The sequence below is a fragment of the Kitasatospora sp. NPDC094019 genome (genome assembly GCF_044764505.1).
In the GTDB taxonomy this organism is placed as follows: Bacteria; Actinomycetota; Actinomycetes; order Streptomycetales; family Streptomycetaceae; genus Kitasatospora.
Genome location: NZ_JBIWIF010000022.1, coordinates 16,477 through 31,173, shown reverse-complemented (window position 1 = coordinate 31,173; position 14,697 = coordinate 16,477). Strand labels below are relative to the sequence as shown.

The following is a 14,697-nucleotide window of genomic DNA, read 5'->3' as shown; positions in this document are numbered from 1 at the left end:
CCTCAACGCCTATGTACGGAACTGCCGTTCACCGTCTGCTCCGGAGAAGCTAGCACTACGCTGCCGGTGCGCACGGTGTGCGGCTTCACGGAGGAGGCGGGCGGGACCGTCGAGTGTCGAGGTGGTCGGGTGGTACGGGTGCCCCTGAGAGCCGCAGGTGCACCCGTACCGGGCGTCAGCCGTTGGCGAGGGCCTGGATGCGGTCGAAGGCGCCGTTGAAGAGGTTCTGGTCGCCTGGGAAGGTGCCGGAGTCGGCGTGCTGCCAGATGGTCTGGTAGCTCCAGCCGGCCGGGAGGGTGCCGACGGCGGAGGCGTAACGGGCCACCCACAGGGGGTTGGTGGCGCCGAAGGAGGCGTTGTTGCCGGTGCAGGTGCTCCACCAGTTGGTGGTGGTGTACAGGGTGGGGTAGCGGCCGGTGCGGGTGTGGACGGTGTTGCTGAAGGAGCGGATCCAGCTGACCATGGCGCTCTGGGTGAGGCCGTAGCAGGTGGCGCCGTAGGGGTTGTACTCGATGTCGAGGGCCGGCGGGAGGGTCTTGCCGTCGCGGGACCAGCCGCCGCCGTGGTCGACGAACCAGTTGGCCTGGGCGGTGCCGGAGGAGCGGTCCGGCAGGGCGAAGTGGTAGGCGCCGCGGATCAGGCCGGCGTTGTAGGAGCCGTTGTACTGCTGGGCGAAGTACGGGTTGGTGTAGGTGGTGCCCTCGGTGGCCTTGACGTAGGCGAAGCGGGCGCCGTTGGCGCGTACCGAGGACCAGTTGACGTTGCCCTGGTAGCTGGCGACGTCGAGTCCGGGTGTCTGTGTGACGGCGAGGGCGGCGAGAGGGGCGGTGCCGTCGCGGCCTTCGTGGACGGCCACGGTGGAGCCGGCGAAGTCGAGTTCGGGGTGGATCGGCGGCAGGTGGCCGCCGGCCGCGTGCGCGGGGGCGGCGAGGCCGACGGCCAGGGCGGCGGCGGTGGCGACGGCGGCGAACGTGGCGAGCCGGCGTCGCGGGCGCTGCCGGAGGCCGGTGGTGCGGGAGGGGCTGGCGGAGCGGGAAGTGCTGGGCATGACACTCCTCTGGTCCGGTGCTGACGACCCGTGGGGTGGGTGCGGACTGCCGGGACGGCCGGTGACGGCGTCCGGCGCCAGCAGGGTAGCCATGTACGTGCCAGCACCGCCAGATACCGGTGGGCACATTCCGACCGGGTGTCCCAGGAGGATGGTTCCGACCATCGGGATGCCTCCGTGCCCGGAGGACCCGTGGTCACCTGGGGGTGTTCCCCTGGGGCGGGGCGGCGGGGTCCTGCGGGAACGCGCCTGTCCGCGCTCCCGCGCCGCCCGGCCTTCCCGTGCCGGTCGGCCACTGGTCGTCCAGTCTTCGCGCGACCGGCGTGACCCCGGCGGCCCGCGGCGGGCCGCCGGGCGGGGGTGGGACCTGCGGGCGGCGGTGGGACCTGCGGACTCGCCCGGGCGTCGCCGGGTCCCGATGTCGCCAGCTCCGCCCGCACACGCCGAACGCCCGGCCGGGAGACCGGGCCGGGCGTTCGGCGTCCGTCGAGGGACATCGGCACCCGGCACCCGGGACGTGTCACCGGGGCCGGGCGGGATGCCGCGGGATCAGCCGATCAGGTGGGAGACACCGCCGTCGCCGGAGGACTGGGTGTTGTGGCCGACGTTGCAGATCTGCTTCGGGGTCTTGTTCAGGACCGGGACCTCGATCGGGACGGCCACGCCGATGACCGCGCCGACCGCGATGTTGTGGACCTCCGGGAGGCAGATGTTCGGGTTGTCGAGGGTGTGGAAGTTGGCGCTGTGGTCGCCGTGGGTGCCGGTCTGGTTGGTACCGCCGTTGCCCTGCACGGAGGTGGCGGCGCCGTCCGCGTCGGCGATGGCGAAGGCCGAACCGGCGGACATCGCGATGCAAGCGGCGGCCAGGCCGGCGGCGGCGAGGGAGTTCTTGAACATTTCGCATTCCTCTCAAGATGAAATCGAAGCACTGGTCGATCACTTGATGATCGATCAGGCGCCGGCTGAAGGTGGTGCACGCCCTGAACCGGTTGCAGTCACTGCTGTCCTGACCAAAGAACGGCGGTCCGGAAAGTTACGAGTTCCGGCGGAATCGGCCGCCATCGACACCCGCACGGCTGATCCGGCCCGGGCCGCCGGGGCCGCCACGCCGTTCCCGGGCGGTGGATGTGCGGGGCGGGCGCCGGGGGAGCGCCCATGATGGCTGCGGGAGGCCCGTCGGGGGCCCGGTCCACGAGGAGTCGAGGCGGTGGAGCTGTGGCTGCTGAACCACGTGCCGACCGTGCCGTTGGCCGTGCTGGTCGTCGGCGGATTCGTGCTGGCGGCAGTGGCGGCCAGTGTGCTGGCCCTGCGCCGGTTCCCCGGCCTGGCCGAGGGCGAGTACAACGACATGGCCGGGGTGCTGCTGGGCATGTTCGGCGCGATCTACGGCATCATCCTGGCGTTCGTCGTGGTCAACCTGTGGACCGACCTGCACGACGCCGGGCACACCGTGGCCGCCGAGGCGAGCGCCGTTTCCCAGATCGTGCGTGACGCCGAGGCGTTCCCGCCCGCCACCCGCGCGGCGGTGCTCACGGCCGTGCACGACTACGTGCACGCCGTGGTGGAGGACCAGTGGCCGCTGATGCGGGCGGGGCAGGGGGACTCGGCCGTGACGACGCGGGCGGTGGACGGGATGTACCGGGTGTTCGTCGGCTACCAGCCGGAAACGGCTTCCGAGCAGGCTTTCTACGCCAAGGCCCTGGACAGCCTCAACGAGGTCGCCGGCCTCCGCCGCAGCCGCCTCGCCGACAGCCGGGGGAGTCTGCCCGAGCTGCTGCAGGCGCTGATCTTCGGCGGTGCCGTGGTGATGACCGCGCTCGCCCTCGTGTACGGGGTGCGCGACCGGCGGGTCCGGCTGCTGTTCGTCGGCACGGCGGCCACCCTGATCGGCTTCAGCCTGCTGCTGGTGGTCGTGCTGGACCGGCCGTTCTCGGGGGACCTGAGCGTGTCCCCACAGCCGTTCAAGGAGAGTGCCCTCGCCCGGTTCTGGTAGCGAGGGCACCCCTCCCGGAGGTCGCGCCGCGGGTCAGCCGGTGGTGGTCCACTCCTCGCGCAGCCGGCCGAAGACCTCGTGGAACTCGGGGAAGGTCTTCCGCACGCAGCCCGGGTCGTCGAAGGTGATCCCGGGCGTCCGCAGGCCGGTGACGGAGAAGGACATCACCATCCGGTGGTCCCCGTACGAGGCGAGGGCCGCGCCGCGCGGGGTGCCCGGGCGGATCTCGATCCAGTCGGGCCCGGTGGCGACGTCGACGCCGAGCCGGCGGAGGTTCTCCGCGCAGGCGTCCAGGCGGTCGCACTCCTTGACCCGGGTGTTGGCGACGTTCTCGATCCGCACCGGTCCGTCGGCGAACGGGGCGAGGGCGGCCAGCGTCGGCATGGTGTCGGAGATGTCGCGCATGTCGACGGTCAGCCCGGAGAGCCGGCCGCCGGCGGGGCCCTCGACGGTGGTCCGGTCGTCGCCGACCTCGACCCGCGCGCCCATCCGGGCCAGCACGTCGACGAACCGCAGGTCGCCCTGGAGCGCGTCCTTGCCGAGCCCCGGGACGGTCAGTCGGCGGCCGGTGAGCGCGGCGGCGGCGAAGAAGTAGCTCGCGGTGGAGGCGTCCGGTTCGACCGGGTACTCGGCGGCCCGGTAGCCGCCGGGCGCGACCTCGAAGACCCGGCCGGTGCGGGTCACGGTGGCGCCGAAGGACCGCATCATGGCGACGGTGATCTCCACGTACGGCGCGGAGACGAGGTCGGTGACGGTGATCCGCAGGCCCTGCTCGGTGAGCGGGCCGAGCAGCAGCAGCGCGGTGAGGTACTGCGAGGACAGGCCCGCGTCGAGGGTGATCGCGCCGCCCCGGACGCCGGCGGCGGCGATCCGCAGCGGGTGGTGGCCCTCGGCCTCCTCGTGCCGGAGGTCGACGCCGAGGTCGCGCAGGGCCCCGGTGAGCGGGCCGAGCGGGCGGCGGCGCATCTGGGCGGAGGCGTCGAACCGGAAGCGGCCGCGGCCGGCGGCGGCGAGCACGGGCAGGAAGCGCGCGGTGGTGGCGCCGTCGCGGCAGTAGACCTCGGCGTCGTGGGCGGGGCCCTGCGGGCGGCCCTCGACGGTCCACCGGTCCGGCCCGGCGGTGAGCGTGTAGCCGAGCGCCCGCAGCCCCTCGGTGAAGCCCTCGGTGTCGTCGGAGCGCAGCGGGCGGAGCAGGGTGGTGGTGCCCTCGGCGGCGGCGGCCAGGAACAGCGCGCGGGCGGTGACGGACTTGGAGCCGGGGATCTCGACGGTCGTCATGGGGCCTCCGGGGTGGGCGGTCCGGGCGTGCCGGGCGGGGTTCGTGGTCCTCCCGCCATCCTGCCGGAGGCGGTACGGCCCGGGCGAGGGTGTCCGGGTAGTGGACGGACGTGCGGTGTGGGCGGACGGTGGCGGGGTCGGGCGGCGACGGCCGGGGCGGGCCGTCCGCGCAGGTCGGGAGCGGGGGGCGGCTGTGGCACGATGCGAGGGATCGGCCGAACGGCCGCCGCTCCCCGCCCGGGCCGTTGCCGTCCGGGCAGCCAGAGATGAGGATCCCCGTGCCCGAGAGCACCACCGGCGCGGCCCCCGAGGCCGCCGGCACCGACCGGCCGGACTTCCGTGCCGCGACCCCCGCGGACGTGCCCGCCCTGCTGGACCTGGTCGAGTCCGCCTACCGGGGCGACGCCAGCCGGTCCGGCTGGACCACCGAGGCCGACCTGCTGGCCGGGCAGCGCACCGACGCCGAGGGCGTGACCGCGGCCGTCACCCACCAGAACGGCGTGGTGCTGCTCGCGGAGCTGGACGGCGAGCTGCTCGCCTGCTGCCAGCTGGAACACCGCGGCACGCGCGCCTACTTCGGCATGTTCTCGGTCCGCCCCGGCCGTCAGGGCGGCGGCCTCGGGCGGGCCGTGCTGGCGCGGGCCGAGCGTTACGCGGCCGAGGAGTGGGGGGTGGTCGAGATGGAGATGACGGTGATCGAGCAGCGCACGGAGCTGATCGCCTGGTACGAGCGCCGGGGCTTCCGCCGCACCGGCGACTACTCGCCGTTCCCCTACGGCAACGAGCGCTTCGGCATCCCGCTCCGTCCGGATCTGCGGTTCGAGAAGCTGATCAAGGAGATTACCGTCCGGTAGTGGTGACGCGGCGTCAGGTGGTGTACGAATCTGACGCAATGTCAACTCCCTGACCTGGGGCGATGCGCGAAGGTCACCGCCGATGATCGATTGGTCCAGACCAGCGTGAGAGGCTGGCCGACGAAAGGCCACGTTCCGTCCCAGCTCAGGGGGCCATTCCGCATGCCCGTACACCACGGCAACGCCGTGTCCGCGCCCGACCGGGAACCGCTCCACCCCCGTCTCCGAATACCCGGCGGCGGACCCGACAGCCGCTCCGGCGGGAGTCCCGAGCGGCGCCCCGGCGCCCGCCCCGACCCGCGCCCCGACCCGCGTTCCGACGGATCCGACGACGACGGGTCGCGCCTGCCGAGCCCGCCCGACGACGAGGAGCTCTACTGGTACTTCGGCCCGCAGCGCCGCTGGGTGCTGCTCTGCGCCACCCTCTCCTACGCCGGTGCCACCGCGACACTCGGCCTGTTCGCGCTCAGCCGTCCGCTGCTCTGGCCGTTCCTCGTCCTCACCGTGCTCAACGCCGCCACCTGGCTGCTCTCCGTCGTCGACGGACAGCGCTCCCGGCGCTTCACCCGCGACTCGCACGACCTGCTGGTCCGGGCCTGGCGCCCGGTCCGGCACCCGGGCGTCGACCTCCTGCTGCCCACCGCCGGCGAACCGCTCACCGTTCTGGACAACGCCTACCGGCACACCGCCGCCGTCCAGTGGCCCGGCGAGCTGACCGTCCTGGTCCTCGACGACGCCGCCCGCCCCGAGGTGCGCGAACTCGCCGAGTCCTACGGCTTCGAGTACCGCAGCCGCCCCGACCGGGGCCGCTTCAAGAAGGCCGGCAACCTCAACCACGGCCTGGTCGAGGGCACCGGCGACATCATCGCCGTCCTCGACGCGGACTTCTGCCCACGTCCCGACTTCCTGCAGCACCTGGTGCCCTACCTCGACGATCCGGACATCGGCATCGTGCAGAGTCCGCAGTGCTTCGACACCGACGCCGGGATGTCCTGGCTCGAACGCGCGGCCGGCGCCACCCAGGAGATCTTCTACCGCTGGATCCAGCCCTCCCGGGACGCCCAGGACGGCACCGTCTGCTGCGGCACCAACGCGCTCTACCGGCGCGCCGCACTCGAACGCGTCGGTGGCTTCGCCGAGATCGACCACAGCGAGGACCTCTACACCGGCCTCTCGCTCGCCCGCGCCGGGTGGACCACCCGGTACGTGCCCGCGCTGCTCGCCAAGGGCATGTCGCCCACCGGCCTGCCCGCCTTCATCAGCCAGCAGTACCGCTGGTGCCTCGGCTCGCTGGCCCTGGTCGGGGACCCCGACTTCCGGCGCGGCCCGCTGCCCCGCTCGGCCCGGCTCTGCTTCTGGAACGGCATCCTCGGCTACCTCACCAGCGCGGTGAACGTCTTCGCCGTGCCGCTGCCGGCCCTGATCATGCTGTTCTTCCGCCCCGACGAGATCGCCCCCTGGCAGGTGCTGCCGTTCCTGCCGCCGATCTGGGTCGCGCTCGTGCTGCTCCCCGCGATGTCCCGCACCCACTGGCGCTTCGAGGTCACCCGGGTCCAACTCCTGGGCGGGCTCTGCCATGTGGTCGCCATCGCGCACGCGCTGCGCCGCCGCAGCGCCGACTGGGTGCCCACCGGCGCCGTCTCCGGCGGCACCGCGCTGGCCCGCACCGTCGCCCGGATCGGCGTCGGCTGGCTCGGTCTCGTGGTCGTCGCGGGTGCGGCCGGACTCGTCCGCGCCGTCAACTCCTACGGCTGGCAGCCCTTCTGGGCGCTCGCCGGACTGCTCGCGCTCACCACCTACACGGTGGTTCCGCTGATCCGGGCCCTGTGGCCGCTGGTCCGCGGTGGCAACGGCGCCACCGTCACGGACCTCGCCCGGCCGTCCGACCGGCGGCCCGGCCGCCCGTCCGACCTGCGCTTCGGGCCCGCCGAGGCCGTCGCCGTCACCGCGGTGCTGCTGCTCTGCGGCCTGCTGGCGTCCGGCTGGGCCGACCCGCTGATGTTCTGACGTCTCGTCGATTCAGCGCTCTTCCCCGATAGTTCCGCTTCACCCTTCCTTGCGCGTCGCCCCACCGGCGCGGACTGCCGGCCGGCCGCCCCATCGGCCCGCCGGCCCCGACCACCGCTGCCAGCCCCTGCAAGGAGCTTCGCCGTGCCCACGGCCGTACCACCAGGCGCCGAGCCGTCACGCGCCCTCGTCCCGACCGACATCCTCTCCTCCTCGTCCGCCGGGCCCGTTGTTGCCGGGCCCGCTGTCGCCGAACCCGATCCGGCCGGACCCGCCACCGCCGACGCGCGCCCCCGGAGCGCCTTCCGCCCCGACATCGAGGGTCTGCGCGGTGTCGCCGTGCTCTCGGTGCTCGCCTTCCACGCGGCCGTCCCCGGTCTCACCGGCGGCTACGTCGGCGTCGACGTCTTCTTCGTCGTCTCCGGCTTCCTGATCACCGGCCTCCTCCTCGCCCGCCCGCTCGGCCTGTGGGACTTCGCCGCCCGCCGGGCCCGCCGCATCCTGCCCGCCGCCGCCGTGGTCCTGGTCGCCACCGCGCTGGCCGGCGGCGCCCTGCTCGACCCGCTGCGCGGCACCGATCTCGCCCGGGACCTGATCGCCGCCGCCGGACAGTTCTCCAACTGGCGCTTCGTCGGCCAGCAGACCGACTACCTCGCCGCCGAACACGACCCCAGCCCGCTCCAGCACTTCTGGTCACTGGGGGTGGAGAACCAGTTCTACCTGCTCTGGGGCGTCCTCCTGCTCGGCCTCGCCCGGCTGTTCGCCGGACACCGCCGGCGCACCGTCACCGCCGCCACCCTGACCACCCTCGCCGTCGGCGGCGTCTCGCTGCTGCTCTGCGTCCGCTGGACGGCCGGCTCCGCGCCGCTCGGCTACTTCTCCACTGCCAGCCGCCTCTGGGAGTTCGCCGCCGGCGGCTGCGTCGCCCTCGCCGGTCCGGCCCTCAGCACCCGGCTCGCGCGCGGCGGCCCCGGCGCCCGGCTCGGCGGCGGCCTGCTGCGCGTCCTCGGCTGGGCCGGCGTCGCCGCGCTCCTCACCGCCGTCCTCCGCTTCGACCGCGACACGCCCTTCCCCGGCACGGCCGCCCTGCTGCCCGTCCTCGGCACCGCCGCCGTGCTGCTGGCGGGCCCCGCGCACCGCGCGCTCGGCCCCGGCGACGCCGGCCGCCTGCTCGCCACCCGCCCACTGCGGGCCGCCGGGCGTCTCTCCTACGCGTGGTACCTGTGGCACTGGCCGGTACTGACCATCGCCCAGGCCCGTTGGGGCGCCCTGTCCTGGCCCACGCTGGTCGCCCTCACCGCGGCCGCCGCCGTGCCCGCCTGGCTCACCATGCGGCTGGTCGAGCAGCCGCTGCGCTACGGCAGCAGCCCGGCCCCGCGCCGGGGCCTCGCCGTCGGCGCCAGCGCCCTGGTCATCCCGCTGATCGCCGGACTCACCCTCGGCGGCGGCACGGTCCGCGCGCTCGGCGACCCCGACCGGGCGACCGTCGCCCCCGCCGGGGCGGTGGACGGCCCCGGCCTCCTCGCCCCCGGCGCCCGGGTGCTCACACTCACCCCCTCGCTGGCCCGGGCCCGCGAGGACTTCCCGCCCGGCAAGGGGTGCGAGATCCCGCTCGGCGCCGAGAACAGCCCGCGCTGCCTGTTCGGCACCGAGTCCAGCCCCGACCGGATCGTGCTCCTCGGCGACTCCCACGCCGGCCAGTGGATCTCCGCCGCCCTGGCCATGGCCGAACAGCGCCAGTGGGCGCTGGAGGTGCTGGTCAAGCCGGGCTGTCCGCTGGCCACCCTGACGGTGCGCAACAACGTTCTCGGCCGCACCTTCGAGGAGTGCGACCGCTGGCGGGAGAACACCCTCACCCGCCTCACCTCCGGTCCCAGGCCCCGGTTGGTGCTGATGGCGGGGCTCAACCGGTACGGCGGCCAGGACGAGCGCACCGAGGGCTGGACCCGCACCCTCGACCGCCTCACCGCCCTCGGCGCGCCGCTCGCCTACCTGGGCGACACCCCGATGCCCGGCAAGGACATCCCGACCTGCCTGGCCGGCTCCGACGGCCGTTCGGACGAATGCTTCTTCCCCCGGGCCACAGCCTTCGAACGCGACCCGCTGCTCGACGGCGGCCTCGCCGAGCGCTACCGGGTCCGGTCCCTCGACGTCGGCCCGCTGCTCTGCCCCGGCACCGGCCCGGACTGCCCGGCCGTCCTGGAGGGCGTGATCCTCTACCGCGACACCGGCCACATCACCGACACGCTGGCCCGCGTCCTCGCTCCGCGCCTCGACCACGCCCTGCTCGGCCCCGACCCCGCGCCCGCGCCCGTCTCCTGACACCCGCCGCACCCGGCCGCCCGCCCACCGTCCCCGGTGGGCGGGCGGCCGTCGTTCCCGGTCCGGGTCGGCGGTGACGTGGATGCCGGAACGAGGCGCGTCGAACGGCGCCCGGGCGGGTGCGGGAGCGAGGGATCAGCCGTAGATTCCCCGGCAGATGCGGGCCTGTTCGGAGCCGGCGGGCCAGCGGCCGAAGTGTTCGGCCTGGTCGCAGATCGTGCCGCCGCCCGCTCCCGGTGCCGGGGCGGCGTCCGGCGCTGCGGCGGCGGGGGAGTGCGCGGGCGCGGGGGCCGGGGTATTTGCCGCGGGTGCCGGTGCGGACGCCGGTGCGGGCGGGGTGGCGGGGGCGCGGGTGGCCCGGGTGGGTGCCGGGCGCGGTGAACGGTTCGGCCTCGGGCGGGTGCCGCCGGTGAGGTCGCCGCCGTCGGTGCCGGGCGGGGCGCCGGCCGGGGGGCCGCCCGCGACGACCGGGCCCGGGTCCGGCCCGGCGGGTGCCGGTGCGGCCGGTGCCGGGCCCTCGTTGCTCGTCGGCGACGGCAAGGGGGAGGGCGCCGGGACCGGCCGCAGGCCGGGGGTCGGTGAGGCGGCGGGGGAGGGCGCGAGCGGCGGTGGCGTCGAGGGGCCGGGGAAGGCCACGACCCCGGACGACTCCTCGCCCGACCCGGGCCCGCACATCGCGAGTACCGCCGCCAGCCCGGCGACGATCCCGACGGCGCTCGCCGCCCAGGTCCGGCGTCGTCGTCGCCGGTCCGCCTCGGCGGCCTCCGCCATCGCCTCCCAGGGCGGTGCCGGGACGGGGCCCGGGGGCGGTACCGGAACCGGCGGCGGCTGCCAGGCCGGGGTCGGCCACTGCCACGGCGCGGCGCCCGCGCCGGGGCCCGCCACCGGACCGGTCGCCGCCACCGGGCCGGTCACCGGTGCGCCCGCCACCGGGCCGGTCACCGGTGCGTTGTCCGCCGGTCCGCCGTCCGGCGGGGTACCGCCGTCTGCCGCCTGTCCGCCCATGTCCTCGTCCTCCTGCCGTCGTCCACCGCCGCCCGTCCGCGCGTGGCCTGCCGGGAGGGCCGGGGTGTGCCGGGCGGGCCGGACGGTTCGCTCCGCGCGGCGGCCGTCGCGGGCCCCGCTCGCGCTGCTCAACGAGCCTGCCGACGGCCGGACATGACCAGGACGGCGGTCCCGCGAGCGCGCCCGCCGGAACCGGGCCGCCGCCGTACGCTGGCTGCCGCAGCCCGGGTGCGGCGACCGGGGGTCGGACACATGCTGAGGGCATGGAAACGAACAGCACGTCCGGTACGGCGACGAGCCTGGTCGAGGTCGCCGAGTTCCGCACCGACAGCCGGTACCGACTGGTCCGCTTCGAGGGGCACGGCTGGGAGCCGCTCGCCCCGGAGGAACTCGAACCGCGGATCCACCAGCTCTTCCCCGACCTCGACCCGCGCGATCCGGACCGTGTCCAGTGGGTCGACCGCCCGTGGGAATGGCCCGCCCGGCACCCGGGCGAAGCCTGACCGCAGGGGTGAAGCGCGGCAGGGGTGATGTTGACGCGGCCCCTTGACGCCGTGGGCCGGGCCGGGGAGCCCGCACCTCGTGCGAGCGGTCCCGGCCCGCCGACCCGGACGGTGCCCGCCGAGCGGTTGCGGTCGCCGTCGCCGTCGCGTTCGTGGTCGTCGTCGTGTTCGTGGTCGTCGTCGTGTTCGTGGTCACCGGGCGGTCGTGGTCACCGGCCGAGCAGCGCCTTCAGGGTCCGCGCGGTGGCCCGGGGGAAGGCGGTGTTCCCGTTGTGCCCGCCGGGGAAGGCGACCGGCTCGGTGCCGAGCAGCTCGCCCAGGGCCAGCGCGCAGCGGTGGGTGTGCACGTCCGGGCGGGTGGTTCGGCCGGTGGCGGGCAGCACGCGGGTGCCGGAGTGCCGTGCGGCGGCGGCCAGTTCGGCCGGGTCGAGTCCGTCGGTGGTGACGGCGGTGAACTCGGTGCCGATGAAGAAGTCGAAGTTGGCGCGCCGGCGGGGCGTCATCGGCTGCGGGGTGAGGCCCTCCTCGGTGGCGTCGTGCCGGGGGTCGATGCCCAGGTGCCGGGTGATCGCGGGGAAGGCCGCCGCCGTGCCTCCGACGGCGTGGGCGTTCTGGATGGCGAGGAGTTCCGCGACGTGCTCGTCGCGGTCCGCCGGGGGCAGCAGGTTCGGCAGCACGGGCTCGTGCGCGACCAGGGTGCCGAGGAGGCCCAGGTGGCGGACCAGCACCTGGAGGCCGATCGCCGCGCCCATGCTGAAGCCCGCCATCAGGGCCGGTTCGGGGGCCGCCACGCCGGTTCGGGCGGTGCCCCTGATCCGGGCGGCCTCGGTGAGCAGCAGGGCGACGTCGTCGGCGTGGTCGGCCATGGTGACCGGCCGGGTGGGGTGGTCGAGTGCGCTGCGGGAGAGGCCGCGGCGGTCGTAGGTGACGACGGTGAAGGTGTCCGTGAGGTGCGGGACGAGGTCGACGGTGCGGTCCGCGTCGCCCTCGCCGCTCTGGGAGAGCAGCAGGACGGGGCCGCTGCCCGCGACCCGGTAGTGGAGGATCGCGCCGGGGGCGGCGAGCGTGCCCTCGAAGGCGGGGCGGGAGGGACGACGGTGGTGGTCATGGTGGTGGGTGTCCTTTCGGTGGCTGTGCCGCAGTCCGGCGTCCGGCGTCCGGCGTCCGGTGATCCGAGTGACGACGCTAGAGCATCGAGAAAGATGTATCAATAGAGATGTATCTAATCTGATGCATCTTCTTCAATGTATCGATGCCGATGTAGCCTGGCGGCCATGAACGGAGTCGAGCTCTTCCTCCTCGGCCGCACGCTGATGAAGGTCGGCGAGCAGGCCATGCCCGAACCGGCCACCGGCTCGCGCGGTTCGGTCCGCTCGGTCCTCGTCACCCTGGGCGAGATCGTCGCCCGCCCGGGGACGACCGTCGGCGAGATCGCCGTCCGCACCGGCCTGCCGCAGAGTCAGGTCTCCACCGCCGTCGCGCGCCTGGTCGAGACGGGTTCGGTCGAGACGGAGCCCGACCCCGCCGACCGCCGCCGCCGACTCGTCCGGCCCGCCGCCGCACCGTCGGCCCGGGTTGCCGAGGTCCGGGCCGCCACCGTCGACGACGCCCTCGCGGCCGCCCTCGCCGGGCCCGACGGCGCCGCCCCGGACCCGGCCGTCCTGCGGGCCGTCACCGAGGCCCTGGCCACCCTCGCCCTGCACCTCGCTCCCGGCCGCCCGCTCCCGCCGACGGGGTGACACCGGACTGTCCCGTTCCCGCCGACGGGGTGACCTCGTACCGCCCCGGACCGGTCGGCGGAACGGTCGTTCGTACGTCGTGGCTTCCGCTCCGGCCCGCGATCGCCTAGCGTGCCGCGCATGATCGACAGTCACTCCGCCGGCCCGGACCGGTCGCGAAACGGACGCGTCCCTCGTTCCGGCCTGCTCGCCGCGCTGCTCGCCGCCGCGCTCGGCCTCACCACCGTCGCGCTGACGGCCCCCCACGCCGCCTCGGCCGCCCCGGGCGCCGCCCCGGGAGCCCCCGCGCCCGGCGAGGTCGTGGTCGACGAGCACTTCGACGGCCCCGCCCTGCCCGCCGGCTGGACGGCGGTCGAGGGGACGTGGCGGATCGCCGACGGCCGCCTGGTCGGAGCCTCCGCCGACTGGAACCAGCAGACCCGGATCACCTTCGGCCGCCACCTCACCGACTTCCGCCTCGAAGTGACCGCCCGCTTCGAGAGCGTCGTCGACGCCGCCCGCTGGACCGCCCTCGGCCTGGACGTCCCGGCGAACGGCGCCACCCCCTGGTCGATCGCCACCGTGCGTTCCGGCAGCACCGCCGCCAACGGCCTGGAGTTCGCCCGGCGCACCCCCGCCGACGCCTGGAACGTCACCGACACCGCCGTCGCGCCCACCGCGGCGGGCACCGGCCGGGACGTCCGGCTCGCCGTCGAGGTGCACGGCGGCGCGGCCCGCTGGATCCTCGACGGCCGCGAGGTCATGCGCACCACCCAGGTCGCCCGGAGCGCGGACGGTGGCCAGGCCCTGCTGGTCAACGGCGCCAGGGTCTCCTTCGACGACCTCAAGGTCACCGCGCTCGCCCCCGGCGCCTTCCTCCGGCAGCCCGGCGCGCCGCTCACCGTCCTCGCCCACCGCGGCGCTTCCTCCGCCGCCCCCGAGAACACCCTGCTGTCCGACGAGGTGGCCCGGCGCGCGGGCGCGGACTGGATCGAGAACGACGTCCAGCCCAGCAGGGACGGTGTCCCCCACGTCCTGCACGACGACACGGTGAACCGCACCACCAACGGCAGCGGCCGGGTCCGCGACCTGACGGCCGCCCAGCTGGGCGCGCTGGACGCCGGCTCCTGGTTCGCCCCGGCCGCGGCGGGCGCGCGCGTGCCGACCCTGGCCGCCCAGCTCGACGACCTGCGCGGCCGCGGGGGCAGCCTGCTGCTGGAGATCAAGGGCCCGCACACCCGCGACGAGGTGGCCCGGATCGTCCAGGACGTCCGTGACCGCGGCATGACCGGCCGGGTGTTCGTCCAGAGCTTCGAGACCGACGCCCTCCGCTACACCCGTGAACTGGCGCCCGAACTGCCGCTCGGCCTGCTGCGCGCCTCGCTGGACGCCGACCCGGTGGCCGTCGCCCGGGACCTCGGCCTGTCCGCCTACAACCCCGCCGACGCCGCCCTCGCCGCCCGCCCCGAGGTGGTGGCGGCCCTGCACGCGGCGGGCGTCGCGGTGAACGTCTGGACGGTCGACGCGCCCGCCCGTTGGAAGGCCCTGGACGCTGCCGGGGTGGACGGCATCATCACCGACCGCCCGGCCGAGCTGACCGGCTGGCTCGCCGCCCGCCAGTAGCCGCGGGGAACGTTCCCGGTGCTGCCCCGGGTGTCACGGAAGACGCCTCCCGACCCACCGTCAACAACCGTGACCAATCGCCGGATCCGCTTCAATCACCGGCCTGCGGCGGCTATCCTCGCCCTGCGGTGGATCACACCGGGGTCGGCCCGGGGAGTGGATCGCGCGCGGACCGCGCGGGGTGGGGGAGCAGTGGCGGACGAAGTGGAGTCCTTGGACTCGCTGGAGTTCCGGGTGACCGAGGACGACGAGGAGGACGCCGACGCGATGGGCGTCCTCGTTCAGCTGGTCGGCACGTCGCAGGTCCGGGGCACCCGCGGGATCACCTTCGTCCTCGGCGACTAGC

12 protein-coding genes are annotated in these 14,697 nt (G+C 75.0%); 8 read left to right on the top strand and 4 right to left on the bottom strand.

The genetic code is table 11. From position 1 onward, the window contains the following. Nucleotides 1-175: 175 nt before the first annotated feature. Together ACIQ9P_RS33655 and ACIQ9P_RS33650 are read right to left on the bottom strand one after the other, a co-directional pair. Entirely contained in the window at nt 176-1,048 is an 873-nt protein-coding gene (locus tag ACIQ9P_RS33655; protein WP_402364982.1) for a lysozyme, read from the bottom strand. Nucleotides 1,049-1,597: 549 nt separating this feature from the next. After that, entirely contained in the window at nt 1,598-1,945 is a 348-nt protein-coding gene (locus ACIQ9P_RS33650; RefSeq protein ID WP_402364979.1) for a rodlet layer protein, read from the bottom strand. A 310-nt stretch (nt 1,946-2,255) separates the two neighbouring features. On the opposite strand from ACIQ9P_RS33650, the gene ACIQ9P_RS33645 reads away from it, so the two are divergent. Further along, nucleotides 2,256-3,041, top strand: a complete 786-nt coding sequence (locus ACIQ9P_RS33645) for a DUF4239 domain-containing protein (RefSeq protein WP_402364976.1) — start codon at nt 2,256-2,258, stop codon at nt 3,039-3,041. Between the two features lie 33 nt (nt 3,042-3,074). Here the strand turns inward: ACIQ9P_RS33645 and aroA are convergent, their stop codons facing one another. Beyond that, on the bottom strand, nt 3,075-4,319 hold the full coding sequence (aroA, locus tag ACIQ9P_RS33640) for a 3-phosphoshikimate 1-carboxyvinyltransferase (RefSeq protein ID WP_402364973.1): 1,245 nt from the start codon (nt 4,317-4,319) through the stop codon (nt 3,075-3,077). Nucleotides 4,320-4,585: 266 nt separating this feature from the next. Between aroA and ACIQ9P_RS33635 the strand changes: the two genes are divergently transcribed. The 4 genes from ACIQ9P_RS33635 to ACIQ9P_RS33620 all read left to right on the top strand — a co-directional run bounded on the left by ACIQ9P_RS33635 (nt 4,586) and on the right by ACIQ9P_RS33620 (nt 11,010). Continuing rightward, complete coding sequence (locus ACIQ9P_RS33635) at nt 4,586-5,173, top strand: GNAT family N-acetyltransferase (RefSeq protein WP_402364970.1); 588 nt, start codon at nt 4,586-4,588, stop codon at nt 5,171-5,173. 162 nt (nt 5,174-5,335) lie between these two features. Next, a complete protein-coding gene (locus tag ACIQ9P_RS33630; protein WP_402364967.1) occupies nt 5,336-7,180 on the top strand; it encodes a glycosyltransferase family 2 protein in 1,845 nt (614 codons plus the stop codon). A 144-nt stretch (nt 7,181-7,324) separates the two neighbouring features. Further along, nucleotides 7,325-9,502 carry an acyltransferase family protein gene (locus tag ACIQ9P_RS33625; protein ID WP_402364964.1) on the top strand — a complete coding sequence of 726 codons (2,178 nt, stop codon included), beginning with the start codon at nt 7,325-7,327 and terminating at the stop codon, nt 9,500-9,502. A 1,268-nt stretch (nt 9,503-10,770) separates the two neighbouring features. After that, complete coding sequence (locus tag ACIQ9P_RS33620) at nt 10,771-11,010, top strand: hypothetical protein (protein ID WP_402364961.1); 240 nt, start codon at nt 10,771-10,773, stop codon at nt 11,008-11,010. 209 nt (nt 11,011-11,219) lie between these two features. Here ACIQ9P_RS33620 and ACIQ9P_RS33615 read toward each other — a convergent pair whose 3' ends face one another. Then, a complete protein-coding gene (locus ACIQ9P_RS33615; protein WP_402364958.1) occupies nt 11,220-12,221 on the bottom strand; it encodes an alpha/beta fold hydrolase in 1,002 nt (333 codons plus the stop codon). A 63-nt stretch (nt 12,222-12,284) separates the two neighbouring features. Between ACIQ9P_RS33615 and ACIQ9P_RS33610 the strand changes: the two genes are divergently transcribed. From ACIQ9P_RS33610 to ACIQ9P_RS33600, 3 genes are all read left to right on the top strand, one after another. Then, a complete protein-coding gene (locus tag ACIQ9P_RS33610; protein WP_402364955.1) occupies nt 12,285-12,749 on the top strand; it encodes a MarR family transcriptional regulator in 465 nt (154 codons plus the stop codon). Between the two features lie 120 nt (nt 12,750-12,869). Next, nucleotides 12,870-14,351, top strand: coding sequence for a glycerophosphodiester phosphodiesterase (locus ACIQ9P_RS33605; RefSeq protein ID WP_402364952.1), 1,482 nt, complete (start codon nt 12,870-12,872; stop codon nt 14,349-14,351). Nucleotides 14,352-14,543: 192 nt separating this feature from the next. Then, a complete protein-coding gene (locus ACIQ9P_RS33600; RefSeq protein WP_402364949.1) occupies nt 14,544-14,696 on the top strand; it encodes a hypothetical protein in 153 nt (50 codons plus the stop codon). The last annotated feature ends 1 nt before the right edge of the window (nt 14,697 follow it).